Raw genomic sequence first — 26,574 nt, forward strand, 5'->3', positions numbered from 1 at the left:
CGGCACCCCCTCGGTTCCGGAGGGCCCACCGACACCCCGGAGCACTCCTTGGGACGCTACGTGATCCGGCGGCTGCTCCAGATGATCCCCGTGTTCATCGGCAGCACGTTCCTGATCTTCTTCATGGTGTACGCGCTGGGCGACCCGGTCGCCGCCCTCTTCGGCGACAAGGCGCCCGACCCCGCCACCGCCGCGCGCATCCGCAAGGACCTCTACCTCGACCAGCCCCTGTGGAAGCAGTACCTGCACTACATGGGGCAGATCTTCCAGGGCGACTTCGGTACCGCCTTCAACGGCCAGCCGGTCACCGAGCTGATGGCGTCCGCCTTCCCCGTGACCCTGCGCCTGACCCTGGTCGCCATCGTCATCGAGGTCATCGTCGGGATCACCCTCGGCGTGATCAGCGGCCTGCGCCGGGGCAGGACCGTCGACACCACCGTCCTGGTGCTCACCCTCGTCGTGATCTCGGTGCCCACCTTCGTGACGGGGTACCTGCTCCAGTTCCTCTTCGGCGTCAAATGGGGCTGGGTCCGGCCCACCGTCTCCGGGGAGGTCGCCTTCGGGGAGCTGATCCTGCCCGGCATCGTGCTCGCGCTGGTCTCCCTCGCGTACGTCACCCGGCTCTCGCGCACCTCCATCGCGGAGAACGTCAAGGCCGACTACGTCCGCACCGCCGTCGCCAAGGGACTGCCGCGCCGCCGGGTCATCACCCGGCACCTGCTGCGCAACTCGCTGATCCCCGTGGTCACCTTCATCGGCACCGACATCGGCGCCCTCATGGGCGGCGCCATCGTCACCGAGCGGATCTTCAACATCCACGGCGTCGGCTACCAGCTCTACCAGGGCATCCTGCGCAACAACTCCCCGACGGTGGTCGGCTTCGTGACCATCCTCGTCATCGTCTTCCTCCTGGCGAACCTGCTCGTCGACCTGCTCTACGCGGTCCTGGACCCGAGGATCCGTTATGCCTGAGCCGGAGCATCCCGCCTACGACCCGCTGCAACCCGGAGAGGGGGAAGCCATCGCCCCGACCGGACAGGGCGGACCCATGGATCTCGCGCTGGAGGAGGCCGAGAGCCTGGAGAAGCCACTCGGCGACGCACCCTCCGGCCCGGGGGAGAAGGCCCGCTCACTGTGGTCCGACGCCTGGTACCAGCTGCGTCGCAACCCCGTCTTCATCGTCTCCTCGCTGCTGATCCTCTTCCTCGTGATCATCTCCATCTGGCCGCAGCTCATCGCGAGCGGCGACCCGCTGCACTGCGAGCTGTCGAAGTCCCAACAGGGAGCCTCGCCCGGCCACCCCTTCGGCTACGACACCCAGGGCTGCGACGTCTACACCCGCACCGTCTACGGCGCCCGCGCCTCCATCACGGTCGGCATCTGCGCCACCCTCGGCGCCGCCCTGCTCGGCTCCCTGCTCGGCGGGCTCGCCGGATTCTTCGGCGGCTGGGGCGACTCGCTGCTCTCCCGGGTCGCGGACATCTTCTTCGGCATCCCGGTCGTCCTCGGCGGCCTGGTCTTCCTGTCCGTGGTCACCAGCACCACCGTCTGGCCCGTGGTCGGCTTCATCGTGCTGCTCGGCTGGCCGCAGATCGCCCGCATCTCCCGCGGCTCGGTGATCACCGCCAAACAGAACGACTACGTACAGGCCGCCCGCGCCCTCGGCGCCGGCAACGGCCGGATGATGCTGCGACACGTCGCGCCCAACGCCGTCGCGCCCGTCATCGTCGTCGCCACCATCGCCCTGGGCACCTACATCGCCCTGGAGGCCACCCTGTCGTTCCTCGGCGTGGGTCTGCGCCCGCCGACGGTCTCCTGGGGGATCGACATCTCCAACGCCGCCTCCCAGATCCGCAACGCCCCGCACATGCTGCTCTATCCGGCCGGCGCGCTGAGCATCACCGTGCTCGCCTTCATCATGCTCGGCGACGCGGTGCGCGACGCCCTCGACCCCAAGCTGCGCTGAGGAGTGGGCACCATGCTGCTCGAAGTCCGCGACCTCCACGTGGAGTTCCACACGAGGGACGGAGTCGCCAAGGCCGTCAACGGCGTCAGCTACTCGGTGGACGAGGGCGAGACCCTCGCCGTGCTCGGCGAGTCCGGCTCCGGCAAGTCCGTCACCGCCCAGGCCGTCATGGGCATCCTGGACATGCCGCCGGGCAGGATCTCCCACGGCGAGATCCTGTTCAAGGGCAAGGACCTCCTGAAGACCAAGGAGGAGGAACGCCGGAGGATCCGCGGCGCCGAGATGGCCATGATCTTCCAGGACGCCCTGTCCTCCCTGAACCCCGTCCTCAGCGTGGGCGCGCAGCTCGGCGAGATGTACGAGGTCCACCGCGGGATGTCCCGCAAGGACGCCAAGGCCAGGGCGATCGAGCTGATGGACCGGGTGCGGATCCCCGCCGCCCGGCAGCGGGTGGGGGACTACCCGCACCAGTTCTCCGGCGGCATGCGCCAACGCATCATGATCGCGATGGCGCTGGCCCTCGAACCCTCCCTGATCATCGCCGACGAGCCGACCACCGCCCTCGACGTCACCGTCCAGGCCCAGGTCATGGACCTGCTCGCGGAACTCCAGCACGAGCTGAACATGGGACTCATCCTGATCACCCACGACCTCGGCGTCGTCGCCGACGTCGCCGACAAGATCGCCGTCATGTACGCGGGCCGGATCGTCGAGGCGGCCCCCGTGCACGAGATCTACAAGCGTCCGGCGCACCCGTACACCCGCGGCCTGCTGGACTCGATTCCGCGCCTGGACCAGAAGGGCCAGGAGCTCTACGCCATCAAGGGCCTGCCGCCCAACCTGCTCGCCATCCCGCCCGGTTGCGCCTTCAACCCCCGCTGTCCGATGGCCCGGCCGGCCTGCCGGGCCGAGGTCCCACCGCTCGCCGACGTCGCCCCGGACCGCACCAGCGCGTGCTTCTTCTGGAAGGAGTGCATCGGTGCCTGAACCCATCCTGGAAGTGCGGGACCTGGTCAAGCACTACCCGCTGACCTGCGGCGTCCTCTTCAAGAAGAGGATCGGCGCCGTCAAGGCCGTCGACGGCGTCTCCTTCGACCTCGCCGCCGGCGAGACGCTCGGCATCGTCGGCGAGTCCGGTTGCGGCAAGTCCACCGTCGCGAAGATGCTGGTCAACCTGGAGCGCCCGACCTCCGGGGCCATCTCCTACAAGGGCGAGGACATCACCAGGCTGTCCGGGCGGGCCCTGAAGTCCGTACGGCGCAACATCCAGATGGTGTTCCAGGACCCGTACACCTCGCTGAACCCGCGCATGACGGTCGGCGACATCATCGGGGAACCGTACGAGATCCACCCCGAGGTGGCCCCCAAGGGGGACCGGCGCCGCAAGGTCCAGGACCTGCTGGACGTGGTCGGCCTCAACCCCGAGTACATCAACCGCTACCCGCACCAGTTCTCCGGCGGTCAGCGCCAACGCATCGGCATCGCCCGCGGCCTGGCCCTGCGCCCCGAGGTCATCGTCGCCGACGAACCGGTCTCCGCGCTCGACGTCTCCGTCCAGGCACAGGTGATCAACCTGCTGGCCCGGCTCCAGGACGAGTTCGAGCTGTCCTACGTGTTCATCGCGCACGACCTCTCGATCGTCCGGCACATCTCCGACCGGGTCGGCGTGATGTACCTGGGCCGGATCGTCGAGATCGGCAGCGACATCCAGATCTACGACCACCCCACCCACCCCTACACCCAGGCGCTGCTCTCGGCCGTGCCCGTTCCCGACCCCGACGCCCGCGCCCACCGGGACCGGATCATCCTCTCCGGGGACGTCCCCTCCCCGGCCGATCCGCCCTCGGGCTGCCCCTTCCGCACCCGCTGCTGGAAGGCCGAGGCGCGGTGCGCGGCGGAGGTGCCGCTGCTCGCGATCCCGCGGGTCTTCCCCTCGGGCCCGGCGGCGCACCCGTCGGCCTGCCACTTCGCGGCCGAGAAGCGGGTGGTCCCGGGACCGGGCGAACTCCCGCCGCCGCCGGACCCGCCACCCGCCGGCCCACCAGCCCCGGAGCCTCCGTCAGCCGGTCCGTCACCCGGAGACCCCCCGTCCGAGGAGTAGCCGATCGGGCCGGTGGCAGCACGGGGGCTCACACCCGGCGATCATTTCCAGCCACCCCCGAATATGCGGAGAGCCTGGCCCAGGGTGACGACAACTCGGTTTACCTGGTGGCAACTTGACCGTTTCTGGCCCGAGATGTGAACCGGGCAGCCTGGGTCGGGTGCGGCCGTGCGGGTGCCGACAGCCGGCCGGGCAGGCGTACGGCCTCCCCGGCCGGCCTCCCCCGTGACCCTGCGCATGCACGGCGTGCGCCCCTTGTGCTGCCGGAATTCGATCGATGCGCTGGTACGGATAGTTATGATCCGTAGCGCACGGTGGGTATGAGTCCGCCGAGGCACGAATGCGCGTACCGATGTCCGCTCGACGTGGAGGTGAAACGCCGTGGCACTCTCGATCTCGGCCGTGGTGCTGCTGGCGATCGTCGTCTTCCTGCTGGTTCGGAGGTCGGGACTGAAGGCAGGACACGCCGTCGTGTGTGTGCTGCTCGGCTTCTATCTGGCGAGTTCGACCATCGCGCCGACGCTCAGCCAGCTGACGTCCAACGTGGCCAGCATGATCAGTGGCCTCAAGTTCTAGGACTCAGCTCGTAGGCTGACCCCATGAACGGTCTTCCCGCTCGTCGTCTGCTCCTCGTGCACGCGCACCCGGACGACGAGTCCATCAACAACGGCGTCACCATGGCCAAGTACGCGGCCGAGGGCGCCCACGTCGCGTTGGTGACCTGCACGCTGGGCGAGGAGGGCGAGGTCATCCCGCCCGACCTCGCCCATCTCGCGGCCGACCGCGACGACACCCTCGGCCCCCATCGCATCGGCGAGCTCGCCGCGGCCATGGGGGAACTGGGCGTCACCGACCACCGGTTCCTCGGCGGCCCCGGTCGCTTCCGCGACTCCGGGATGATGGGCGCCGAGCAGAACCACCGCCCCGGCGCCTTCTGGTCCGCCGACGTGGACGAGGCCGCCGCGTACCTCGTCGAGGTCATCCGGGAGCTGCGCCCGCAGGTCCTCGTCACCTACGACCCCGACGGCGGCTACGGACACCCCGACCACATCCAGGCCCACCGCGTCGCCACGCGCGCGGCGGAACTCGCCGCGGAGGGCGCGTACCGGCGCGATCTCGGCACGGCGCACACGATCGGGAAGATCTACTGGAACCGGGTGCCGCGCTCGGTGGTCGAGGAAGGCTTCGCCCGACTGCGCGCCGCCGGCGGCAAGGCGCCCTTCCCCGGCCTCGCCGCGCCGGACGACGTGCCCGGAGTCGTCGCCGACGAGCGCATCACCGCCGAGATCGGCGACGGGGTCGCCGGCGAGGCGTTCGTCGCGGCCAAGGCCGCCGCGATGCGCGCGCACGCCACCCAGATCGCCGTGGACGGGCCCTTCTTCGCCCTGTCGAACGACCTGGCCCAGCCGCTCTTCGCCCGCGAGTACTACGAACTCGTCGCGGGCGAGCCGGGGGCACCGGCCGGCGAACGCGAGCGGGACCTCTTCGCGGGGGTGTCGGCATGACCACCACCTGGACCCCCGGCCGGATCGCCGCCCTGCTCGGCCTGCTCGTCGCCGGCGCGGTGGCCGGCGCGGCGGGCTGGCTCGTGGTGGGCCTGTGGTTCCCGGGCGGACTGCTGCTCGCGCTGGCGGCGCTCTTCGGCGTGTTCCTCGCGGGCCGGATCGCCACCGGAACCGGCATCGGCGTGGGCGCCGCGGTGATCGGCTGGTTCCTGGCCTACGTACTCCTCAGCCTGCCGCGCCCCGAAGGGGACTTCCTGCTCGGTTCGTCCGGAATCGGCATGTACGCGTACCTATTGGGCGGGACGGTGATCGCTGTGATCTGCGCCACGATGCGCGGCCCGGTCGACCGGCCGGTTTCGGCCGCGAAGCCCCGCCCGTGACGTGCCGTTGAGCGTGGACGCGATCCGATCGGGGACGGCTTGAGGGGGTTTGACGGATCGTTGAGTACCCTCTCGGAGCGGGTCAAGGGGAATCCCCGATTCCCCGCGAACAGTTGCGCCCGGGCGACGGCCAGTATGGTGGACGGGCCGCCGAGCTGCCCGCGCACGGTATGACGGGCGGCGGAGCCAACCGGGAGAACCTGCCTTGAGCCGTGAAACCGACAGTCCGTCCCCCGGGCCCCAAGGGCGCGGTGGAGCCGCCTACCCCTCGGGTACGCCGCCGTATGGAACCGGCCAGTATCCGTCCACGGACGCTGCGGCGACCACCCCGGAGGAGAACTCTGTGACTTCGAAGCCGTCCACGCCCGACTCCGACGGGCCGAAGACCGAGACCACCCTGACGACCCGGATCCGGATCAACATCCCGGGTTCGCGTCCGATCCCGCCCGTCGTCGTGCGCAAGCCCGTCAAGGACGCCGAGGGCGGCGCCGAGCATGCCGCGCCGGGCGCCGGCGAGTCCGCCGCGCCGCCCGCGCCGGCCCCTGCCCCGGCGCCCCTGCCCGTGCGCCCCCCGCAGTCGGCCCCGCCCTCCTCGGGGGGTTCGGAGGAGCCGGCCAGCAACTGGTTCGCGCCGCGCAAGTCGACCCCGCCGCCCCCGCCCGGCGACGGCGGCGCCCCCGCGGGCCCGCCGAGCGCCGGCCACGGCGCCGCGCCGGCCGGCCCCACCCCGCCCCCCGCGGGCGGCGGCTTCGCCCCACCGCCCCCGGGCCCGCGCGGCAACGCCCCCGCGCCCGGTCAGGGCGGCGGCTTCCCGCCCGGCGCCGGCGGTGGAGCCCCCCAGGGCTACCCGGAGTACGACAACGGCCCCGTCACCGAGGCCTTCCCCGCCTTCACCGAGCCCACCGGTCCCGCCGGACCCACCGCCGGTCCCGCCATGGGCTCCGCGCCCGTACGCGGCGGCGAGGCTCCGCGCTGGCCCGGACCGGAGGCCCCGCCGGCCGGTGGACCGATGCCGGGCGCCCCGATGCCCGGCGGGCCCCGCCCCGGCGTGCCGATGCCCGGCGCCCCGATGCCCGGCGCACCCATGCCCGGCTCACCCATGTCCGGCGCACCGATGTCCGGCGGTCCGCGCCCCGGCGCCCCGATGCCCGGCGCTCCCATGCCCGGCTCGCCGATGCCCGGTGGTCCGGTCGGCGGCCCGATGTCCGGCGCCCCGATGCCCGGCGGGCCCCGCCCCGGCGGCCCGGGCGGCGGACCCGGGGCCGGGCCGGTCGTCCCGACCCCCGCGGCGACGCAGCCGCCGAACCAGAACCGACCGGCCCCCAAGGCCCCGGCGGCGTCCTCGAAGAAGCCCCGCTCCAAGCTGGTCATCATCGCCGGCGGCATCATCGCCCTCGGATGCGTCGCCTACGGCGCGGGTCTGCTGCTGAACCACTCCGACGTCCCCAAGGGCACCACCGTCCTCGGCGTGGACATCGGCGGCACCCGCGACGACGCCGTCAACAAGGTCGAGACGGCCTTCGGCAGCCGCGCGAGCGCCCCGCTGCGGCTCACCGTCGGCGGCAAGCAGGTCGAGCTCAAGCCCGACAAGGCCGGCCTGACCCTCGACAGCCAGACGACCGTCCGCAACGCGTCGGGCAGCGACTACAACCCGATCACGGTCATCGGCTCCCTCCTCGGCAACGAGCGCAGGGCCGACGCCGTCATGCCGGTGGACGAGGAGAAGCTGCGGGTCGCCCTCACGGAGCTGGCCGGCACCGCCGACTCGGCCACCGAGGGCACCATCACGTTCGACACGGGCAAGGCCGTCGCCGTCCCCGGCAAGGCCGGCACCACCCTCGACGTGGACAGCTCCGTGGAACAGGTCACGAAGGCCTTCCGCGAACTGGTGGCCACCGGCGAGGCCAAGCCCGTCGAACTGCCCTCCGTCGCCAAGGAGCCGGTCATCGGCAAGGCCGAACTGGACAAGGCGATGAAGGAGTTCGCCGAACCGGCGATGTCCGGCATCGTCACCGTCAAGGCGGGCCCCAAGTCCATCGCCTTCGGCCAGCGGTCGCTGCCCAAGATCCTCAGCATGCAGGCCGTGGACGGCCACCTCGTCGAGAAGTACGACCTCGAAGCCCTGCAGGCGGCCTACACGAACACGTTCGACGGCGTCCTGATCACCCGGGGTACCGGCGCGAAGACCGCCGTCACCCCGAAGGACGTCGCGGGCGCCCTCATCAAGGGCCTGCGCGGCAAGACCCCCGCCGAGCGGACCGTGGTCATCGACACCAACCCGAGCTGACCCACCGAGGAACGCCGGACCACCGAGGAACACCGCAGGTCGGAGCCCCCGCCGGAGCATCGCGCGGGGGCTCCGTCATGCCCCCGACATGACAACCGTCATGTCGGGATCACGACCGGCGACACTGCCGCGCGACCCCCCTGCCCGGCGAACCTGGAGCCATGACGACGACAACCGCGACGCAATCAGCCGCCGCCACGACATCCGCCGGCGGCCCGGTGGTGAGCTTCGAGGACGTGACCAAGAGCTACGGCGCGGTCCGCGCGGTCGACGGGCTCTCCCTCGTGCTCCACCCCGGGGAGACCGTCGCGCTCCTCGGCCCCAACGGAGCCGGCAAGTCCTCCACCCTCGACCTGCTGCTCGGCCTGCGCCCCGCCGACTCCGGCACCGTACGGCTCTTCGGCACCACCCCCCGCGAGGCCATCGCCGCCGGCCGGGTCGGCGCGATGCTCCAGAGCGGCGGCCTGATGGAGGACGTCACCGTGCGCGAGGTCGTCGCGCTGGGCTGCGCGCTGCACCCCCGCCCGCTCCCCGTCGACGAGGTGCTCACCCGCGCCGGGGTCGACTCCATCGCCGACCGGCTCGTCAACAAACTCTCCGGCGGCCAGGAACAGCGGGTCCGCTTCGCCCTCGCCACCGCCGGCCACAACGACCTGATCGTCCTCGACGAACCGACCACCGGCATGGACGTCACCTCCCGCCAGGCCTTCTGGGCCACGATGCGCGAGCAGGCCGCGCAGGGCCGCACGGTCCTGTTCGCCACCCACTACCTGGAAGAGGCGGACGCGATAGCCGACCGGGTGCTGGTCCTCAACAAGGGCCGGCTGCTCGCCGACGGCACCGCCGCCGAGATCAAGGCCAAGGCGGGCGCCCGCAAGATCGCCTTCGACCTCACCGACGACCCGGTCGACGAGGCGACGCTGCGCGCCCTCCCGCACCTGACCGCCTACGAGCGCCACGGCGACACCGTCCGGCTCCAGTCGCGCGACGCCGACGCGACCGTGCACGCCGTCTACGCCCTGGGGCTCTACCCCCGGAACCTGGAAGTCGCCGGGCTGGGTCTCGAACAGGCCTTCATCGCCCTCACCGAGGCCGAGGAGGCCGACGCGTCATGCTGAACAACGGAACGACGAAGCTCGTCACGCTGGAGATCTCCCGCGCGCTGCGCAACAAGAAGTACCTGTTCTTCACCGTCCTCTATCCGGCCGCCCTCTTCCTGATGCTCGGCGGCACCCTGGACGGCACGACGAAGGTCATGGGCACCGAACTGACCATGCCCGCCTTCTACATGGTCGCCATGGCCTCCTTCGGCGCGCTGACCGCCGTCCTGATGGGCAACAGCGAACGCATCGCCAAGGAACGCGAGAAGGGCTGGGTCCGCCAACTGCGGCTGACCGCCCTGCCCGGACGCGGCTACGTCCTCGCCAAGACCGCCAGTGCCGGCGTCCTCTCGCTGCCCGCGATCCTGGTCGTCTTCGCGGTCGCGGCCGGAGTCAAGGGCGTACGGTTCGAGCTCTGGCAGTGGCTGGCGCTGACCGGCTCCATCTGGGCCGGCAGTCTGGTCTTCGCCGCGCTCGGCGTGGCCATCGGCTACCTGGCCAGTGGGGACACGGTCCGACCCATCACGATGCTCTTCTACTTCGGCCTGTCGATCCTCGGCGGCCTGTGGATGCCCACCGCGAACTTCCCGCAGTGGCTGCGGAACATCTGCGAGTGGCTGCCCACCCACGCCTACGCCGGCCTGGGCCAGGCCATCGAACTCGGCGGCGCGCCGCACGCCAAGGACGTGGCGATCCTCGCGGTGTACTTCGTACTGTTCACCGGTGCCGCCGCCTGGCTGTACCGCAAGGACTCACTGAAGGCATGACGGTGACCAGCGAGACGGACGCCCGGTACACGACCCCCGGGGAGGACATCCAGGGCGCCGGCGGCCCCCGTATCGGAATGCGGCCGGAGAACCGCCGGCAGCGGACCGTGAAGCTGCTGTGGACGGGCCTGTGGCTCTTCTACCTCAGCGCCCCCGTCATCGACCTGATCCGCGGCGGACACAGCCTCGGGGCCCGACTGCTCGGCGGCCTGGGCCTCGCGGCCTTCGTCGCCTGGTACCTGGTCCTGGTCCTGCGCAGCGGCAGGCGGATACCGGTCCGCCGGGTCCTGTTCTCGCTGACGGTCCTGGTCGCCCAGGCCATGATCCTGTCCCTGTCCCTGGGCCGCGAATGGCTCGTGCTCTTCGTCTACGTGGCCATCGCCTCCGGGGCCGCCCTGCCCGGGGAGATCGCCCGCTGGACCGTCCCCGGCGCGACCGCCCTGTTGTGCGTGACGGCGCTCGCGGTCCCGGGCGGGGACCAGTACCTGGCCGGCCTGCTCATCCCGGCCCTGATGGGCGGGTTCGCGATGGTCGGCGTCCGCGCCATGGTCCGTACGACGATGGAACTGCGCCAGGCCCGGGCCACGGTCGCCCAACTCGCCGCCAACGAGGAACGGCTTCGGATGGCCCGCGACCTGCACGACCTGCTCGGGCACTCGCTGTCGTTGATCACGCTCAAGAGCGAGCTGGCGGGCCGGATGCTGCCGGACCGGCCCGAGGCGGCCGCGCAGCAGGTCGCGGACATCGAGCAGGTCAGCCGGCAGGCGCTGGTCGACGTGCGGGAAGCCGTGAACGGCTACCGACGGCCCACCCTGCCCGGCGAACTGGCCGGCGCCCGTACCGCGTTGGCCGCGGCGGGCGTGCAGGCGGACATGCCCGGCGAGTGGACGCGGGAACTCCCGGAGGAGATCGAGTCGGCCCTCGCCTGGTCGCTGCGCGAGGCCGTGACCAACGTGGTTCGGCACAGCGGAGCGCGCCGGTGCGTCGTCACCCTCGACATCCGACAGACCCTGGCGGGACCGGTGGCCGAACTGAGCGTCCACGACGACGGATCGGGCGGCCCCGCCGAGGCCGGCAACGGGCTGACCGGACTGACGGAACGCCTGGAGGCGGTCGGCGGCAGCCTCACGGCCGGTCCCGCCGGCAAGACCGGCTTCCGACTGCTCGCCCGTGTCCCCCTAGGATCGACCCCATGACCTCACGGCCCATCAGGATCCTCCTCGCCGAGGACCAGTCCATGGTCCGGGAGGCGTTGGCCGCGCTGCTCGGCCTCGAACCCGACATCGAAGTCCTCGTCCAGGTCGCGCGCGGCGACGAGGTGGTGGCCGCGGCCCGCGCCCACGACGTGAACGTCGCCCTGCTGGACATCGAGATGCCCGGCATGACGGGCATCGAGGCCGCCGCCGCGCTGCGGACGGCCCTGCCCGGGCTGCGCATCGTCGTCCTCACCACCTTCGGCCGCCCCGGCTACCTGCGCGGCGCGATGGAGGCGGGAGCCTCCGCGTTCCTCGTCAAGGACGCGCCGGCCGCGCAGTTGGCGGACGCGGTACGCAGGGTCCTTGCGGGGGAGCGCGTCATCGACCCCATCCTGGCCGCGGCGGCCCTCGCGGAGGGCGCGAACCCGCTGACGGACCGGGAACGGGAGGTCCTGCGGGCGGCGGAACGCGGCGCGACCAACACGGAACTGGCCGAACGTCTGCACCTGTCCCCGGGCACCGTCCGCAACTACCTCTCGACGGCGATCCAGAAACTCGCGGCCCGCAACCGCGCCGAGGCCATCCGCACGGCCCGCGAGAAGGGCTGGCTCTGACCGGCCCCCGGTCCGGACCTCAGTTCAGGAGGGCCCGGGCCGACACGGCCTCCGCGCGGATCCGGGCCGCCGCCCCCGCGTCCACCGCGTCCACCACCTCCGCGTACGCCTCCAACTCCACCGCCCCCGTCACGAACTCGCCCCGCTCCACCAGCAGCCGCCCCCGCTCGTAGCGCAGCGACGCCGGGTGCGACGGCAGCAGCAGCGACAGGTCCAGCGCCCACAGCGCGACCGCCGAGTGCTCCGGCCGCGTCGCGGCCCACGCCCGGATGTTGTTCAGGATCCGCAGCACGACGTCCAACGTGCGCGCCGGCGTCCGGGGCTCCGCGGCCGACTCCGCGGGGCCGGCGCCCAGCGAGGCGCCCCCCGCGAACGGGTCCACGACCACCCCCTCCTCCGGGTCGCCGAAACCCACCACGAAATGCCCCGGCAGGCCCAGCCCGTACACCGGCGCGCCCGCCCTCCGCGCCACCTCCAGCCAGACCACCGACAGCAGGATCGGCAGGCCCCGGCGCCGCCGCAGCACCTGGTGCAGCAGGGAGGACGACAACCGTTCGTAGTCCGCCGGCGTGCCGTGGAAGCCCAGCCGGCCACCCAGCAGCTCCGTCACGGCCGAGGCCCAGGCCCGACCGCCGCGCAGGCCGTACGGCAGCATGCCCGCCAGCCTGTCGAGTTCGATCTGAGCCCAGTCGATGCCGCGTTCGTCGAGGTCGGGGTCGGCCTCCGCCGCCAGCAGCAGGCACAGCAGGGCCAGGTCCGGCCGCTCCGAGCGGGCCTCTTCCGCGAACCGGGCCCGCGAGGCGGAACTCACGCCGCCGCCCGGAAGTGGTGGTACGCGTGGTGCGTCGCGAAGCCCAGGCCGTCGTACAGGGCCCGCGCGCCCGGGTTCTCCGCCTCCACCTGGAGCCAGGCCGCCGAGGCGCCCTCCTCCAGGGCCCGCCGCGACAACGCCGCCATCACCGCCGTGGCCAGGCCCTGCCGCCGGTGCCCCGGATCGACGTCCACCGCGCCGAAACCGGCCCAGCGCCCGTCCACCACCATCCGCCCGATCGCCCGGCCGCCGCCCAGCACGGCGAACCACACCGAGGGCCCCTCGACCAGCATCCGCCGCGCCAGGTCGGGGTCGCGGACCTTCCCGTAGCGGGCCAGCCACCGCTCGTCCGGGGCGCGCAGCAGCCGTACGTCCGACACGTCCGCGTCCACGTCCGCGACCGGCGCGAGCGCCCCGATCCGCACCTGCGCCGAGACCTCGTTGACCCACCCCAGCCGCTCCAGCTCCGCGCACAGCAGCTCCTGGGTGCCCGCGGCGCCCGTCGCGGCCTGCACATACGCCGGAAGTCCGCGTTCCGCGTACCAGGACGTCACCCGCGCGAGTGCTTCCGGGACGGGTATCCCCGGGTCGCCCAGGGGAAGCGCCGAGTTGGCCCGCCGGGTGAAGCCCCCGGCCGCACGCAGCGTCCACTCGCCCAGCGGCTCGCTCTCCAGCGGCTGCCAGGCCCGCGCCGTCACCCGCGCGAGCTCCTCGAAGGAGGCCGCGGGACCCCTGCGGCGGGCCGGCGCGGCGGGCACCGTCTTGCCCGCCACCAGCGAGGATTCCGCGATCCGGACGGACGTGCCGTCCTTGCGTGTGATCGTGAGCACACCTTCGTACCATGATGTGAGAACACCGACCGTGTCCGTGAACGAGGGGGAGTCGCTCCGCCCGGCCTCCACCCGTCGTACAGAGACTCGTTTACCCACGTCAGCGGGGGTGATACGGATCTCCAGCAGCCCACCGGCAGTGATTTCCACAGCTCTGTCCGCCCCTCCTGTTCGGATCGTGCCCGGGAACGGAGATACTAGGTGCGGGCATCGACGACGCCGCGCTCCCGCGCGATATGGAAAGCCCTACCGAGGAGGAACGAGAGCGTGACCTACGTCATCGCGGAGCCTTGTGTCGACGTCAAGGACAAGGCATGCATCGAAGAGTGCCCCGTCGACTGCATCTACGAGGGCCAGCGGTCCTTGTACATCCACCCGGACGAGTGCGTCGACTGTGGTGCTTGTGAGCCGGTCTGCCCGGTCGAGGCCATCTTCTACGAGGACGACACTCCGGAGGAGTGGAAGGACTACTACAAGGCGAACGTCGAGTTCTTCGACGAGCTCGGTTCGCCCGGTGGTGCCTCGAAGCTGGGCCTGATCGAGCGTGATCACCCCTTCGTCGCCGCGTTGCCGCCCATGGGCGAGGGCCACTGACGGCCACCGCCTCCCGGCGGTCCCCCCGGACGGTGTCCGGGGGACGAACGCGTGCTTCGGTCCCGTACGGCTTTCGCGCCGGCGGGACCGACCCGTTTCCGCGGCGGTGCGAGCGCAGTGACCCGGCCGCACCGCCCCGATCCAGCACCCAGAGAGAGCAGAGACCACCGTGGCCGCAGTATCCGACCGTCTTCCCGCCTTCCCCTGGGACAAGCTGGAGCCGTACAAGGCGACGGCGGTCGCCCACGCGGACGGGATCGTCGACCTGTCGGTCGGCACGCCCGTCGACCCGGTCCCCGAGGTCATCCGGCGCGCCCTGATCGAGGCCGCGGACTCCCCGGGCTACCCGACGGTGTGGGGCACGGTCGCGCTGCGCGACGCGATCACCGGATGGTTGCGCGGACGCCTCGGCGCGAGCGCCGCCGGGCACCGCAACGTGCTGCCGGTGGTCGGCTCCAAGGAACTGGTGGCCTGGCTGCCGACCCAACTCGGCCTCGGCGCGGGCGACAAGGTGGCCTACCCCCGGCTCGCCTACCCGACGTACGAGGTCGGCGCGCGCCTGTGCGGCGCCGAGGCCGTCGTGTACGACGACCCGACCGAACTCGACCCCGCCGGCGTGAAGTTGCTGTGGCTCAACTCCCCGTCCAACCCCACCGGCAAGGTCATCCCCAAGGAAGACCTGATCCGGATCGTGGCCTGGGCGCGCGAACACGGCGTCCTGCTGTTCAGCGACGAGTGCTACCTGGAACTGGGCTGGGACACCGACCCCGTCTCGGTCCTCCACGACGACGTGTGCGGCGGCTCGTACGAGGGCATCGTGGCCGTCCACTCGCTCTCCAAGCGCTCCAACCTCGCCGGCTACCGGGCCGCCTTCATCGCCGGTGACGCGGCGGTGCTGGGCGAGCTGCTGGAGATCCGCAAGCACGGCGGCATGATGACCGCCGCCCCCGTCCAGAACGCCGTGGTCGCGGCCCTCGGCGACGACGCCCACGTCGCCGCGCAGCGCGCCCGGTACGCGGCCCGCCGCGACGCGCTGCGCACCGCCCTGGAGGCGCACGGCTTCCGCATCGAGCACAGCGAGGCCGGCCTGTACCTGTGGGCGACCCGCGACGAGCCCTGCTGGCAGACCGTGGCCCACCTCGCCGAACTGGGCATCCTGGTCGCCCCGGGCGACTTCTACGGGGAGGCGGGCGCGAACTTCGTCCGCGTCGCCGTCACCGCCACCGACGAACGGGTCGAGGCCGCGGTCAAGCGCCTCGGCTGAGCCGGAAGCGGCCCGCGCGGCGCCGCGGACAGCCCGAGGGGCCGGGAGTTCGTGCTCCCGGCCCCTCGGTGTTCCTTGTCCGCGCGGTGGTCAGCCGCCCAGGCCGCCGGCCAGCGGCAGGCCGCCCAGCGGGAGGGTCTGCGCCGAGGGCAGCCCCGAGGTGGGCAGCGCGTCGGTCGGCAGGGCCTCGGTGGGCAGCCCCGAAGTGGGCAGCCCCGAGGTCGGCAGGCCGGCCAGCAGCGGGCCGGCCGCGCCGGTCAGTTCGGCCGGGGCGGCCTTCGTCACGGCGTTCGTGGCGGTCGCGGCGGTGTCGCCCGCGCCGTCGGCGGCGTCCGGCGCGGTGAGCGTGCCCAGTTGCGGCACGGACTCCAGGCCCGCGGCACTGGCCGCGCCGGCCGCACCGACCACGGGAGCTGCGCCGGCTGCGAGGAGCAGCGCGGCACGGGCGATCCGACGGGTCAGGGGGAGGGACATGTTGCTCCTAAGCGGTAGCGGCTGAGTACGCCGTGTACAACCGCTCGCAGGGCGGGCGAAGTTGCGGACCCGTCGGGTAAAGGATCAGTAACGCATCGTTTAATCGGCTTCCGGGAAAAGCGCACCGGACGCGCGCCCACCAGGTGTTCTGTCCGACCCGACCCCCCGAGGTCCCCCGAACCGGTCACCCCCGCACGGGGGACGTCCCGCACGTCTGAACGAGCCCGTCGGCGAGCCCGTTGAACGGGGCCCGTGAACGAGCCCCCGTCCACGCCGCTTTCGATCGGCCTCGCGTCGGGCGGATCGCCTCAGCGCGCCAGGAAGATCCGCACCCCGTCGGACCCCGCGGTGGGCGCGTCGCCGGCCCCCGCCCCGCCCTTCGCCCGCCACCGGCCGTCGGACTCGCCCGCGACCCAGCTCCCCGGGGCGTACGACACCCGGGCGATGCCCATGTCGCGCGCGTGGGCCACCGCCCACTGCGCCACCAGCCGATTGCGCCGCCGCTCGGCCCCGTCGGTGCCGCGCGTCGGCGCGACCGCGACCTCGCTCTGCCCGACCGGTCCGGACTCCCCGGCGGTCGCCGGCTCGGCGCGGGCGTCGAGCCGCATCTGCTTGCCGAAGATCCGCGTCAGCTCCGTCCGCACCCGCTCCGGATCGCCCGGCGCGGTGGGAGCGGGCCCGCCGCAGTCCACCGAGCCCTCGCCGCCGAACGCCGCGGTCAGCACCACCGCGTCCGGCTCGTGCTTCGCGTACGCCTGCGGGAAACCACTGAGCTGCACCTTCTGCGCGGCCACCGTCAGGGGGAGCCGCGAGTAGCCCTTCACCTCGGCGAGCCGGTCGTAGAAGATGCCCGCCGAGTACACCGGGTCCATGATCTGCTCCGCGGTACCCCACCCCTGCGAGGGCCGCTGCTGGAACAGCCCGAGCGAGTCCCGGTCGCCGTGATCCAGATTGCGCAGCGCCGACTCCTGCATCGCGGTCGCCAGCGCGATCGTCACCGCCCGCTCCGGAAGCCCCTTCGAGACGCCGACCGCGGCTATCGTCGACGCGTTCGCCGCCTGCTCCGGGGACAACTCGTAGGTCTGGGCCGAGCCGTCGTCGGCGCCCGCCCCCGAGGTCCGGGCCGTGCAGTACGGGGGGCCGTCACCGCCGGTCGACTCGTACTGGACGACGAGGTACCCGCCGAGCGCGAGCAGCACGAGCAGACCGGCGACCTTGGGCCAAGGCCGCCGGCGACGCGGGCGGGGATGATCGGTGCGGGACACGCGGCCCACCGTACTTGAGGCGGGTGACGGGCCGGCCTGACGAGTCCCCCGACTTCGCAACGGGCCTCGGGACGGGCTTTTGGACGGGCCCGCGGGACGCGTCCACCCGACGGACGGACCGGGCCCCCCGGCGACCCGGGCGTTAGGGTCGGTTCCATGCCCGAATCCGAGCTGGACCTCACCCTGGACGCTGCCGAGCTGACCGCCCGGCTCGTCGACATCCCTTCCGTGAGCGGCGACGAGAAGGTACTCGCCGACCTCGTGGAAGACGCGCTGCGCGGCCTCCCGCACCTCACCGTCGACCGCTTCGGCAACAACGTCGTCGCCCGTACGCACCTCGGCCGCGCCGAACGCGTCGTGCTCGCCGGGCACCTCGACACCGTGCCGATCGCCGACAACGTCCCGTCCCGACTGGACGAGAACGACGTCCTGTGGGGCTGCGGAACGACGGACATGAAGTCCGGCGTCGCCGTGCAACTGCGCATCGCGGCCACCGTGCCCGAGCCGAACCGGGACCTCACCTTCGTCTTCTACGACCAGGAGGAGGTCGCCGCCGACCTCAACGGCCTGGGCAAGGTGGCCGAGGCCCACCCCGACTGGCTCGTCGGCGACTTCGCGGTCCTGCTCGAACCCTCCAACGCCGAGGTCGAGGGCGGCTGCCAGGGCACCCTGCGGGTCCTGCTGCGGACCAGCGGCGAACGCGCCCACTCGGCCCGCAGTTGGATGGGCTCCAACGCCATCCACGGCGCGAGCCCGATCCTCGCCACGCTGGCCGCGTACGAACCGCGCAAGCCCGTCATCGACGGCCTGGAGTACCACGAGGGCCTCAACGCGGTCCGCATCGAGGGCGGCGTCGCCAACAACGTCATCCCGGACTCCTGCACGGTGACGGTCAACTTCCGCTACGCCCCCGATCGCGACGAGGCGCAGGCCCTGGCCCACGTCAAGGAGGTCTTCGCGCACTGCGACATCGCCGAGTTCGTGGTCGACGACTCCTCCGGCGGTGCCCTCCCCGGCCTCGCCCACCCGGCGGCCGCGGCGTTCATGGAGGCCGTCGGCGGCCGGGCCATGCCCAAGTTCGGCTGGACGGACGTCTCCCGCTTCAGCGCCCTCGGCGTCCCCGCGGTCAACTACGGCCCGGGCGACGCGCTGCTGGCCCACAAGGTCGACGAGCGGGTCGAGACGAAGGCGATCCTGCACTGCGAGGAACGACTCCGCGCCTGGCTGACCTCCTGAATTCCGCTTCTCGTCACCTTTGTGCGCCTACCCTGATCCAACGATCAGCAGGAGGGAGCACATCATGGGCAACCCCGGCAATCTCGGCGGGAACGCTCGTCGTCGGCCCGAGGAGCAGCAGCTCGGTCCGGTGCTGCGCAGGCGGAGTCAGGTCCAGGCGGGCAGTACGACGGACCAGCGGCTGCTGGACTCGGCCGGACCCTCCGAATGGGTGCACACCGATCCCTGGCGGGTCCTGCGCATCCAGTCGGAGTTCATCGAGGGCTTCGGCACGCTGGCGGAGTTGCCGCCGGCGATCAGCGTGTTCGGGTCGGCCCGTACTCCGGTGGACTCGCCGGAGTACGAGGCGGGCGTACGGATCGGGCACGCGCTCGTCGACGCCGGCTTCGCCGTCATCACGGGCGGCGGCCCCGGCGCCATGGAGGCCGCCAACAAGGGTGCGCGCGAGGCCAACGGGATCTCGGTCGGCCTGGGCATCGAGCTGCCCTTCGAACAGGGCCTGAACCAGCACGTCGACCTGGGTTTGAACTTCCGCTACTTCTTCGTCCGCAAGACGATGTTCGTGAAGTACAGCCAGGGCTTCGTGGTCCTGCCGGGCGGACTCGGCACGCTGGACGAGATGTTCGAGGCGCTGACCCTGGTCCAGACGCAGAAGATCACCCGCTTCCCGATCGTGCTGTTCGGCACGGAGTACTGGAGCGGGCTGATCGACTGGCTGAAGAACACGGTGATCGCGCAGGGCAAGGCCTCCGAGCGCGACCTGTACCTCTTCCACGTCACCGACGACGTGGACGAGGCCATCGCGCTGGTGACCAAGGAAGTCGGCAAGTAGCTCCGCCGACGCGCTACGCGAGTCCCCGGCGGGCGACCGCCGGGGGCCGCAGCCCCTGGATCGAGCGCACCATGTCCAGGACCTGCCGCGTCTCCGCGACCTCGTGGACCCGGTAGACCTGCGCGCCCAGCCAGGCCGAGACGGCCGTCGTGGCCAGGGTGCCCAGCAGGCGCTCCTTGACCGGCTTGTCGAGGGTCTCGCCGACGAAGTCCTTGTTGGACAGGGAGACCAGCACCGGCCAACCCGTGTCGGTCATCTCCGCCAGGCGCCGGGTGGCCTCCAGCGAGTGGCGGGTGTTCTTCCCGAAGTCGTGACCCGGATCGATCATGATCGCGTCCCGCCGGACGCCCAGCGAGGCCGCCCGCTCGGCCAGGCCCACCGTGACGCGCAGGATGTCCGCCATCACGTCCTCGTACGAGGTCCGGTGCGGGCGGGTGCGCGGCTCGACCCCACCGGCGTGGGTGCACACGATGCCGACGTCGTACCGGGCGGCGACCTCCGCGAGCCGGGGATCCACCCCGCCCCACGCGTCGTTCAGCAGATCGGCGCCGGCCTCGCACACGGCCTCGCCGACCTCGTGCCGCCAGGTGTCCACGCTGATCACCACGTCCGGGTGGCGTCGGCGCACCTCGGACACGAACCCGACGGTACGGCGGGCCTCCTCGACCGCGTCCACGTGCTCGCCCGGACCGGCCTTGACCCCACCGATGTCGATGATCGCGGCGCCCTCGGCGACCGCCTGCTCGACCCGGTCCAACGCGGGCTCGTCGCGGAACGTCGCGCCCTGGTCGTAGAAGGAGTCCGGAGTCCGGTTCACGATGGCCATGATCACCGGCTCGTCGGTGTCGAACTCGCGCCTGCCCAGTCGCAGCATCCCGCTCTTTCCTCCTTCGGCGACCCTCTCGCCTCGTCTGTGACCTTAACCTGGTGCCCGGAAGCCTCTCAGGGAGATGATCGTGTTCTGGTTCTTGCTGATCGCGCTGGTCGTGGTCGTCGCCGCGGTCACCCTCGCGGTCGTCGGTGGAGGTGCCGAGGCGGTCCTGCCCGAGGCCGAGCCGGACCGGGTCGCCGACGGGCTGCCCGACGCCCGCCCCGTCGCCCGGACGGACATCGACGCGCTCCGCCTGCCCGTCGCCGCGCGCGGCTACCGGATGGCCGAGGTCGACGACGTACTGGACCGGCTGGGCGCCGAGCTGGCGGAGCGCGACGCGCGGATCGCGGAACTCACGGCGCGGCTCGCGGCCGCGGCCGAGGACGACGCGCCCGCCGCCGCGGCGGGCCGGGTGGACCTCGGCAAGGACGGACGATGACCGGCTCCGCGGTCGCCGGCCCCGACGGCGACCCGCGCTGCCCGTGGGCCGTGTCCACCGAGGACTACCTCGCCTACCACGACACGGAATGGGGCCGCCCGGTCCACGGGGACGACGCGCTGTACGAGCGGCTCTGTCTGGAGGCGTTCCAGTCGGGCCTGTCCTGGATCACGATCCTGCGACGCCGCGAGGGCTTCCGGAAGGCGTTCGCGGACTTCGAGATCGCGGCGGTGGCACGGTTCGACGAGAGCGACGCGGCGCGGTTGCTGCTGGACGAGGGCATCATCCGCAACCGGCTGAAGATCGAGGCCACGCTGGCGAACGCACGGGTCCTGGCGGGCTGGAAGGAAGGGCGGCTGGACGAGCTGATCTGGTCCCACGCCCCGAAGCGGCCGGGCCGGGCGCCGAGGACCGTCGCCGACGTCCCGGCGATCACCGACGAGTCCACGGCCCTCGCGAAGGAACTCAAGAAGGCCGGCATCCGCTTCGTCGGCCCGACCACGGCCTACGCCCTGATGCAGGCCTGCGGTCTGGTCAACGACCACCTCGCCGGCTGCGTCTCCCGCGACGGATCCTGATCGGCGCTCCGGCCGCCGACGCGCCGGCGGCCGGGGGCGCGGTGCGCGCCTGATCGGCCGACCGCCGGTCGGCCGATCAGCGACCCAGGTACTTCGGGGTCTCCTTCGCCAGGAACGCCCGCACCGCGATCCCGTGGTCCTCGGACGCCCCGGCGCGCGTCTGGAGCTCGTCCTCGCGGGTGAGCGCCTCCGGGAGGCCGTGGGAGGCCCCGTACGCCAGGGACTCCTTGAGGGCCGCGTAGGCCACCGTGGGGCCCGCCGCGAGGGCGCGGGCCACGGACTCGGCCTCGGCGGCCAGCGACTCCGACGGCACCAGACGGTTCGCGATGCCCAGCTCGAACGCCTCCTTCGCCTTCACGGACCGCGGGAAGAACAGCAGGTCGGCGGCGCGCGAGGCACCGATCAGACGCGGCAGGGTCCAGGACACCCCCGAGTCGGCGGTCAGCGCGACCCCCGCGAACGAGGTGTTGAACGACGCCGTGTCGGCCACCACCCGGAAGTCGGCCGCCAGCGCGAACCCGAAGCCGGCCCCGGCCGCGACCCCGTTGACGCCCGCGACCACCGGCTTCGGCATCTGCGTGAGCGCCCGCACGATGGGGTTGTAGTGCTCCGCGACCGTGCTCATCGTCAGCGAAGAGCCGGTCTCGCGGTCGGCGGCCAGGTTCCCGATGTGCTCCTTGAGGTCCTGGCCGACGCAGAAGGCCCGGTCGCCGGCCGCGGTCAGCAGGACCGCCCGTACCGCCGTGTCGGAGCCGGCCGCCTCGACCGCGTCGCGCAGGGCGACCTTGGTCTCGGTGTTCATGGCGTTCATCGCGTCGGGCCGGTTGATCGTGATGGTCGCGAGTCCGTCGGTCACTTCGTAGAGCACGCTGTCGGCCATGGCGGGGGTCCCCCTTCGTCGCGGGCTTGGCTACCGGCCGGTATCGGGCGGTGCAAGGGCCAGCATGGCGGACCCGGACCCGGCCGGGCATGTGATGTGCGTCAATAAAGCCGAGGGCAGTCGCCAAGGCAGCGGCGAAGTATCGCAGGCGGGTCCCCGAAATGAGTGGTTTTGGTCAAGCGCGTTGCCGAAGCGTTCCCTACCGATGTTGGTCATCGGGTCCTGACATGCGGGATAATGGCCGGGAAGCAATGTGTTCGATGCCGGGTACTAGGCGCCTGAATGGGGCCGTCGGCTGACGATGAGCTGGTTTCAGGAAGGGGAACGAGCATGGCGGCCATGAAGCCGCGGACGGGCGACGGCCCGCTCGAGGTCACCAAGGAGGGGCGGGGCATCGTCATGCGCGTACCGCTCGAGGGCGGCGGTCGGCTCGTCGTCGAGCTGACTCCGGACGAAGCGGACGCCCTGGGTGACGCCCTGAAGAAGGTCGTCGGCTAACCGGTCGGCAGTACTTTCACCATGCATTCTCTGCACTGCCCCGGCCGCGTCACGCGGCCGGGGCAGTGTTGTTCCCGGGGCGTGGTCGCCGGGCGCGCGGTTCCAGGGGTGCGCGAGATCGCCCCCCGGGCGCGCGGGGCGAACGGGCGCGGGGGATCAGCGCCGGACCGCGCACAGCAGGCCGTCGCCCACGGGGAGCAGCGCGGCCTCCAGGGCGGGGGTCTCGCGGACGGTGCGCAGCAGTTCGCGGACCCGGAGCACCTCCACGGGCTGGGCCGCGGAGTCGACCGTGCGGCCGTCCGAGAAGACCCCCTCGAAGCACACCAGCCCGCCGGGCCGCAGCAGCCGCAACGATTCCGCGAGGTAGTCGAGGGACTCGGTGGGGTCCCCGTCGCAGAAGACCAGGTCGTACCCGCCGTCGGCGAGCCGCGGCAGTACGTCCAGCGCGCGGCCGGGGATGAAGCGGGCCCGGTTGACCGCGAAGCCCGCGGCGCGGAACGCCTGGCGGGCGAAGGCCTGTCGGTCGGCTTCGGGATCCACGGTGGTCAGCACCCCGTCGGGGCGCATTCCGTGGAGGAGGTGGATGCCGGAGACGCCGGTGCCGGTGCCGATCTCGGCGACCGCCTTGGCGTCCGCGGTGGCGGCCAGCAGGCGCAGCGCGGCCCCGGTTCCGGGCGAGACCGAACGCAGTCCCGCCTCCCTGGACCGGTCGCGGGCCCATCGCAGAGCGTCGTCCTCGGCGACAAACGCGTCGGCGAACGCCCAGCTCGTCTGCCGGTTGCCGCTAATGACCCTCTCCTGTCCCCATAGTTGGCGCAACGGTGACTGTATCCGTTGACGTCGGGAACCCGCAGATGGGACCGGGCGTTGAAAGAGGTGTGCGCGGGACGGACGCCGGAGGTCGGCGAACACCCGTGGACGAGACGACGAGCGGGGGCGTCGGAAGACCCGCGACCCGTGCAAAGTTAGTGCAAAAATCTTTATCCGGAGCTGACGGGAGGGGTGGCTATGGTAGGGACTCCACTGGACACCACCAGAGCCGACAGGGGAGGTGCGGCTGCGCCTGTGGATCGTGGAGGCGTGCTCAGGCGCCTCTTCTGGTCGGCCGGCGAGCCGAAATCCGTGACCGACATTGCTGACCGCTTCCACACCACCGCATCCGCTACCACCGCGACCTTTGCCGCCGATGCGGGCTCGCAGGCGTGGACCCCTCCCTCGTGGGAGGAGATCGTCAGCACGCACAGTGCGCGGGTCTACCGTCTCGCCTACCGCCTGACGGGCAACCAGCACGACGCCGAGGACCTGACGCAGGAAGTCTTCGTCCGCGTCTTCCGCTCGTTGTCCACGTACACGCCCGGCACGTTCGAGGGCTGGCTGCACCGCATCACGACGAATCTCTTCCTGGACATGGTCCGCCGCAAGCAGCGGATCCGCTTCGACGCGCTCGGCGACGACGCCGCGGAGCGGCTGCCCAGCCGCGAGCCGTCCCCCCAGCAGGTGCTGCACGACACGCACTTCGACGCGGACGTGCAGCAGGCGCTGGACACCCTCGCCCCCGAGTTCCGCGCGGCCGTGGTGCTGTGTGACATCGAGGGCCTGTCGTACGAGGAGATCGCCGCCACGCTCGGCGTGAAGCTCGGCACCGTGCGCAGCCGCATTCACCGCGGCCGCTCCCACCTGCGCAAGGCGCTCAAGCACCGGTCTCCCGAGGCCCGTGCGGAGCAGCGCGCGCTGGCCGGGGTGGCGGTGGGTGCGCCGGGTGCCGGGGGAGAGGGCGGAGCCGAGTGACCGGAGCCCGTCCGTCCCCCGCCGAACAACACCTGGGCGACCGTCTCGCCGCCCTCGTGGACGGTGAGTTGAGCCATGACGTGCGCGAGCGGGTGCTCGCCCACCTGGCCACCTGCCCCAAATGCAAGGCCGAAGCCGACGCGCAGCGTCGGGTGAAGAGCATGTTCGTGGAGAGCGCGCCCCCGCCGCTGTCCGCCGGACTGCTGGCCCGCCTCCAAGGCCTTCCGGGTGGCGATCCCGACGGTCCGCCGCCGCCCTCCGGCCCGCCGGGTGCCGACCCGTTGTCCTCCTTCGGGTACGCCGCGCCGGCGTCCTCGCGCGAGGGTTTCAGGATCCATGAGATGGGGCGACCCAGACGTCGCTTCGCGTTCGTCGCCGCGGGAGCCGTGTCGTTGGCCGCCATCGCGCTCGGCGGGTCGCTGCCGCTGGACGCCGTCGAGCCGAACGCCCGGGGAGACGCGCCCGCGACCAGGCCCGGGCCGTACGCGCCGTTGACCGACGCCGTGGTCCGCGACCGGCTGCCCAGCCCCGGTGGCCTGCCCACGCTCACCTCGCCCGGCCCCACCGTGTCGGCCCGCCCGGCGGTCTCCCTGTCCCGGTGACGGCCGCCGCCCCGTGCCCCGTCGTTCGCGTCGCGGGTTCGGGGGCGGGGCTCCCCCTGACGGCCGGACCTGGTTGAATCGGCGGCAGATGCGCCGCCCGGCGGTGCGACAGGTACGCGGGGAGCGCGCATGTCCGACAGCCAGCAGACCGATGCGTCGCGGGCGCCACAGTGGTGGAGCCGGCCCGACGGCCCTGCGAAGGCGCGACCGGCGGAGGTGCCCCCGCAGCGCTCCGACCCGCAGGGCTCGGACCCGCAGCGCTCGGACCCGGAGCACGGGCCCCTGAGCGACCCGCACACCGCTTCCGATCCGCACACCGCTCCCGACCCGTACGCCGCGACCGTGGTCGATGCCGAGGCCGGTACCGGTGCGGAGGTCGAACCCGACGCGGGGCCCGAGGTCGCGCCGCGGTACGACCCCTGGGCGGCCCGGCCGCTGCACGTGGTGGACCGGGGGCGGGAGCCGCGCGGGTTCCGCATGTGGCGGGTGGTGGCCCTCGCGGTCGGCGTCGCCCTCCTCGCCGGCGGCGTCGGCGGCTTCCTGGGCGTCCTCGCGGAGCGCCGCAGCAGCACCCGCCTCGAACTCCCGCAGGCCGCCGTCGACTCCAAGGGGCGGGCCCCCGACAGCGTCGCGGGGATCGCGGCCTCGGCGCTGCCCGGTGTGGTCACCCTCCACGTCAGCGGCGGCGGGGGCAGCGGCACGGGCACGGGCTTCGTGCTCGACCCGCAGGGACACATCCTCACCAACAACCACGTCGTCGCCGACGCCAAGGACATAACGGTCACCTTCAGTACCGGTGAGAGCGTCCCCGCCACACTCGTGGGCCGGGACGGCGGCTACGACCTGGCCGTGGTCAAGGTCGAAGGGGTGCGCGGACTGCGGCCCCTGACCCTCGGAAACTCCGAGAACGTCAAGGTCGGCGACCCGGTGGTGGCCATCGGAGCCCCCTTCGACCTCTCCAACACCGTCACCGCGGGCATCATCAGCGCCACCGGGCGCCCCATCACCGCGGGCGGCGACAAGGGCGACGGCAGCGACATCAGCTACGTCGACGCCCTCCAGACCGACGCGCCGATCAACCCCGGCAACTCCGGCGGCCCGCTCCTCGACGCCCGCGCCCACGTCGTCGGCATCAACAGCGCCATCCGGGGCGCCGACAAGAGCGGCGACGGAGACGAGGAGGACCGCCAGAGCGGCAGCATCGGCCTCGGCTTCGCCATCCCCGTGAACCAGGGCAAGCGGGTCGCGGAGGAACTCATCGGCACCGGGCACGCCACCCATCCGGTCATCGGAGTCACCCTCGACATGCAGTACAAGGGCGACGGAGCCCGTGTCGGGACCAAGGCCGCGGACGGCAAGCCCGCGGTCGTCGCCGACGGGCCGGGAGCCCGCGCCGGGATCAAGGCGGGCGACGTGATCACCAAGGTGGACGGGCAGCGCGTGCACGGCGGGGACGAGCTCATCATCAAGATCCGGGCCCACCGGCCGGGCGATTCCCTGAACCTGACCGTGCTGCGCGACGGCGGGGAGCGCACGCTGGACGTCGTGCTGGGTTCGGCCGACGGCTCGTGACACGGGGAGCGCGCCCGACGTGCTCCCGGCGTCGGACGGCGGCGAAAGTGGTACCCGTGCGGTACGGGCGTATGGGTCCCGAGGCATCGACGGGTACCGTTGTCCTGGCCCGACGTGAAGAGAG

The 26,574-nt window shown here is 72.3% G+C and carries 29 protein-coding genes; 22 read left to right on the forward strand and 7 right to left on the reverse strand.

Annotated elements, in window-relative coordinates; all coding sequences use genetic code 11:
- Positions 1 to 48: 48 nt before the first annotated feature.
- The 12 genes from OHA84_RS23300 to OHA84_RS23355 all read left to right on the forward strand — a co-directional run bounded on the left by OHA84_RS23300 (position 49) and on the right by OHA84_RS23355 (position 11,916).
- Positions 49 to 972, forward strand: coding sequence for an ABC transporter permease (locus OHA84_RS23300; RefSeq protein WP_266949649.1), 924 nt, complete (start codon positions 49 to 51; stop codon positions 970 to 972).
- A complete protein-coding gene (locus OHA84_RS23305; protein WP_053677091.1) occupies positions 965 to 1,966 on the forward strand; it encodes an ABC transporter permease in 1,002 nt (333 codons plus the stop codon). The genes OHA84_RS23300 and OHA84_RS23305 overlap by 8 nt, the downstream gene beginning before the upstream one ends.
- A 12-nt stretch (positions 1,967 to 1,978) precedes the next feature.
- Positions 1,979 to 2,953, forward strand: a complete 975-nt coding sequence (locus tag OHA84_RS23310; protein WP_053677092.1) for an ABC transporter ATP-binding protein — start codon at positions 1,979 to 1,981, stop codon at positions 2,951 to 2,953.
- Positions 2,946 to 4,067, forward strand: coding sequence for an ABC transporter ATP-binding protein (locus tag OHA84_RS23315; RefSeq protein ID WP_266969921.1), 1,122 nt, complete (start codon positions 2,946 to 2,948; stop codon positions 4,065 to 4,067). The genes OHA84_RS23310 and OHA84_RS23315 overlap by 8 nt, the downstream gene beginning before the upstream one ends.
- A 381-nt stretch (positions 4,068 to 4,448) precedes the next feature.
- Positions 4,449 to 4,643 carry a hypothetical protein gene (locus OHA84_RS23320; RefSeq protein ID WP_053677094.1) on the forward strand — a complete coding sequence of 65 codons (195 nt, stop codon included), beginning with the start codon at positions 4,449 to 4,451 and terminating at the stop codon, positions 4,641 to 4,643.
- Positions 4,644 to 4,666: 23 nt separating this feature from the next.
- Positions 4,667 to 5,572: an N-acetyl-1-D-myo-inositol-2-amino-2-deoxy-alpha-D-glucopyranoside deacetylase gene (gene mshB / locus OHA84_RS23325; protein WP_266949653.1), complete on the forward strand. Its 906-nt coding sequence runs from the start codon at positions 4,667 to 4,669 to the stop codon at positions 5,570 to 5,572.
- Positions 5,569 to 5,952 carry a DUF6113 family protein gene (locus OHA84_RS23330; protein WP_053677096.1) on the forward strand — a complete coding sequence of 128 codons (384 nt, stop codon included), beginning with the start codon at positions 5,569 to 5,571 and terminating at the stop codon, positions 5,950 to 5,952. Before mshB ends, OHA84_RS23330 begins: the two co-directional genes overlap by 4 nt.
- A gap of 343 nt (positions 5,953 to 6,295) precedes the next feature.
- Positions 6,296 to 8,239: a peptidoglycan binding domain-containing protein gene (locus OHA84_RS23335; RefSeq protein WP_323181900.1), complete on the forward strand. Its 1,944-nt coding sequence runs from the start codon at positions 6,296 to 6,298 to the stop codon at positions 8,237 to 8,239.
- A gap of 161 nt (positions 8,240 to 8,400) precedes the next feature.
- Positions 8,401 to 9,357, forward strand: coding sequence for an ABC transporter ATP-binding protein (locus tag OHA84_RS23340; protein ID WP_053680501.1), 957 nt, complete (start codon positions 8,401 to 8,403; stop codon positions 9,355 to 9,357).
- On the forward strand, positions 9,351 to 10,106 hold the full coding sequence (locus tag OHA84_RS23345; protein WP_053680498.1) for an ABC transporter permease: 756 nt from the start codon (positions 9,351 to 9,353) through the stop codon (positions 10,104 to 10,106). The genes OHA84_RS23340 and OHA84_RS23345 overlap by 7 nt, the downstream gene beginning before the upstream one ends.
- A gap of 77 nt (positions 10,107 to 10,183) precedes the next feature.
- Complete coding sequence (locus OHA84_RS23350; RefSeq protein WP_053680521.1) at positions 10,184 to 11,302, forward strand: sensor histidine kinase; 1,119 nt, start codon at positions 10,184 to 10,186, stop codon at positions 11,300 to 11,302.
- Positions 11,299 to 11,916 (forward strand): response regulator transcription factor, encoded by a 618-nt coding sequence (locus tag OHA84_RS23355; protein ID WP_053680497.1) that lies wholly within the window; start codon positions 11,299 to 11,301, stop codon positions 11,914 to 11,916. Before OHA84_RS23350 ends, OHA84_RS23355 begins: the two co-directional genes overlap by 4 nt.
- Positions 11,917 to 11,935: 19 nt before the next feature.
- Here the strand turns inward: OHA84_RS23355 and OHA84_RS23360 are convergent, their stop codons facing one another.
- Both OHA84_RS23360 and OHA84_RS23365 read right to left on the reverse strand, forming a co-directional pair.
- On the reverse strand, positions 11,936 to 12,727 hold the full coding sequence (locus tag OHA84_RS23360; protein ID WP_053680495.1) for a transglutaminase-like domain-containing protein: 792 nt from the start codon (positions 12,725 to 12,727) through the stop codon (positions 11,936 to 11,938).
- On the reverse strand, positions 12,724 to 13,707 hold the full coding sequence (locus tag OHA84_RS23365) for a GNAT family N-acetyltransferase (RefSeq protein ID WP_053680492.1): 984 nt from the start codon (positions 13,705 to 13,707) through the stop codon (positions 12,724 to 12,726). Before OHA84_RS23365 ends, OHA84_RS23360 begins: the two co-directional genes overlap by 4 nt.
- Before the next feature lie 117 nt (positions 13,708 to 13,824).
- Between OHA84_RS23365 and fdxA the strand changes: the two genes are divergently transcribed.
- Together fdxA and dapC are read left to right on the forward strand one after the other, a co-directional pair.
- Complete coding sequence (gene fdxA / locus OHA84_RS23370) at positions 13,825 to 14,151, forward strand: ferredoxin (protein WP_008737202.1); 327 nt, start codon at positions 13,825 to 13,827, stop codon at positions 14,149 to 14,151.
- Positions 14,152 to 14,320: 169 nt separating this feature from the next.
- Positions 14,321 to 15,415, forward strand: coding sequence for a succinyldiaminopimelate transaminase (dapC, locus tag OHA84_RS23375; protein ID WP_053680491.1), 1,095 nt, complete (start codon positions 14,321 to 14,323; stop codon positions 15,413 to 15,415).
- A 90-nt stretch (positions 15,416 to 15,505) separates the two neighbouring features.
- Here the strand turns inward: dapC and OHA84_RS23380 are convergent, their stop codons facing one another.
- Together OHA84_RS23380 and OHA84_RS23385 are read right to left on the reverse strand one after the other, a co-directional pair.
- Entirely contained in the window at positions 15,506 to 15,889 is a 384-nt protein-coding gene (locus OHA84_RS23380) for a hypothetical protein (protein WP_053680489.1), read from the reverse strand.
- Positions 15,890 to 16,197: 308 nt separating this feature from the next.
- Complete coding sequence (locus OHA84_RS23385) at positions 16,198 to 17,154, reverse strand: hypothetical protein (RefSeq protein WP_266969915.1); 957 nt, start codon at positions 17,152 to 17,154, stop codon at positions 16,198 to 16,200.
- Positions 17,155 to 17,310: 156 nt separating this feature from the next.
- On the opposite strand from OHA84_RS23385, the gene dapE reads away from it, so the two are divergent.
- Both dapE and OHA84_RS23395 read left to right on the forward strand, forming a co-directional pair.
- A complete protein-coding gene (gene dapE / locus OHA84_RS23390; protein ID WP_053680484.1) occupies positions 17,311 to 18,390 on the forward strand; it encodes a succinyl-diaminopimelate desuccinylase in 1,080 nt (359 codons plus the stop codon).
- Positions 18,391 to 18,454: 64 nt separating this feature from the next.
- A complete protein-coding gene (locus OHA84_RS23395; protein ID WP_053680482.1) occupies positions 18,455 to 19,222 on the forward strand; it encodes a TIGR00730 family Rossman fold protein in 768 nt (255 codons plus the stop codon).
- Positions 19,223 to 19,235: 13 nt separating this feature from the next.
- On the opposite strand, the gene folP is transcribed toward OHA84_RS23395, so the two are convergent.
- A complete protein-coding gene (gene folP, locus OHA84_RS23400; protein ID WP_053680480.1) occupies positions 19,236 to 20,096 on the reverse strand; it encodes a dihydropteroate synthase in 861 nt (286 codons plus the stop codon).
- Positions 20,097 to 20,172: 76 nt separating this feature from the next.
- Here folP and OHA84_RS23405 point away from each other — a divergent pair, with 76 nt between their 5' ends.
- Both OHA84_RS23405 and OHA84_RS23410 read left to right on the forward strand, forming a co-directional pair.
- The gene (locus OHA84_RS23405) at positions 20,173 to 20,532 is read left to right on the forward strand and encodes a DivIVA domain-containing protein (protein ID WP_063839570.1); all 360 of its coding nucleotides are present in this window, start codon (positions 20,173 to 20,175) and stop codon (positions 20,530 to 20,532) included.
- Positions 20,529 to 21,110 carry a DNA-3-methyladenine glycosylase I gene (locus OHA84_RS23410; protein ID WP_266949674.1) on the forward strand — a complete coding sequence of 194 codons (582 nt, stop codon included), beginning with the start codon at positions 20,529 to 20,531 and terminating at the stop codon, positions 21,108 to 21,110. The genes OHA84_RS23405 and OHA84_RS23410 overlap by 4 nt, the downstream gene beginning before the upstream one ends.
- A 76-nt stretch (positions 21,111 to 21,186) precedes the next feature.
- Here the strand turns inward: OHA84_RS23410 and OHA84_RS23415 are convergent, their stop codons facing one another.
- Positions 21,187 to 21,990, reverse strand: a complete 804-nt coding sequence (locus tag OHA84_RS23415) for an enoyl-CoA hydratase/isomerase family protein (protein WP_053680476.1) — start codon at positions 21,988 to 21,990, stop codon at positions 21,187 to 21,189.
- A 330-nt stretch (positions 21,991 to 22,320) separates the two neighbouring features.
- On the opposite strand from OHA84_RS23415, the gene OHA84_RS23420 reads away from it, so the two are divergent.
- Positions 22,321 to 22,488, forward strand: a complete 168-nt coding sequence (locus OHA84_RS23420; protein ID WP_003966491.1) for a DUF3117 domain-containing protein — start codon at positions 22,321 to 22,323, stop codon at positions 22,486 to 22,488.
- Positions 22,489 to 22,644: 156 nt separating this feature from the next.
- Here the strand turns inward: OHA84_RS23420 and OHA84_RS23425 are convergent, their stop codons facing one another.
- On the reverse strand, positions 22,645 to 23,307 hold the full coding sequence (locus OHA84_RS23425; protein WP_053680474.1) for an O-methyltransferase: 663 nt from the start codon (positions 23,305 to 23,307) through the stop codon (positions 22,645 to 22,647).
- A gap of 189 nt (positions 23,308 to 23,496) precedes the next feature.
- Between OHA84_RS23425 and sigE the strand changes: the two genes are divergently transcribed.
- From sigE to OHA84_RS23440, 3 genes are all read left to right on the forward strand, one after another.
- Entirely contained in the window at positions 23,497 to 24,276 is a 780-nt protein-coding gene (gene sigE, locus OHA84_RS23430) for an RNA polymerase sigma factor SigE (protein WP_078999151.1), read from the forward strand.
- Positions 24,273 to 24,878: a zf-HC2 domain-containing protein gene (locus tag OHA84_RS23435; protein ID WP_053680472.1), complete on the forward strand. Its 606-nt coding sequence runs from the start codon at positions 24,273 to 24,275 to the stop codon at positions 24,876 to 24,878. The genes sigE and OHA84_RS23435 overlap by 4 nt, the downstream gene beginning before the upstream one ends.
- Positions 24,879 to 25,007: 129 nt before the next feature.
- A complete protein-coding gene (locus OHA84_RS23440) occupies positions 25,008 to 26,450 on the forward strand; it encodes a S1C family serine protease (protein WP_266969908.1) in 1,443 nt (480 codons plus the stop codon).
- Positions 26,451 to 26,574: the final 124 nt, after the last annotated feature.

It is taken from the genome of Streptomyces sp. NBC_00513, from assembly GCF_041431415.1.
In the GTDB taxonomy this organism is placed as follows: domain Bacteria; phylum Actinomycetota; class Actinomycetes; order Streptomycetales; family Streptomycetaceae; genus Streptomyces.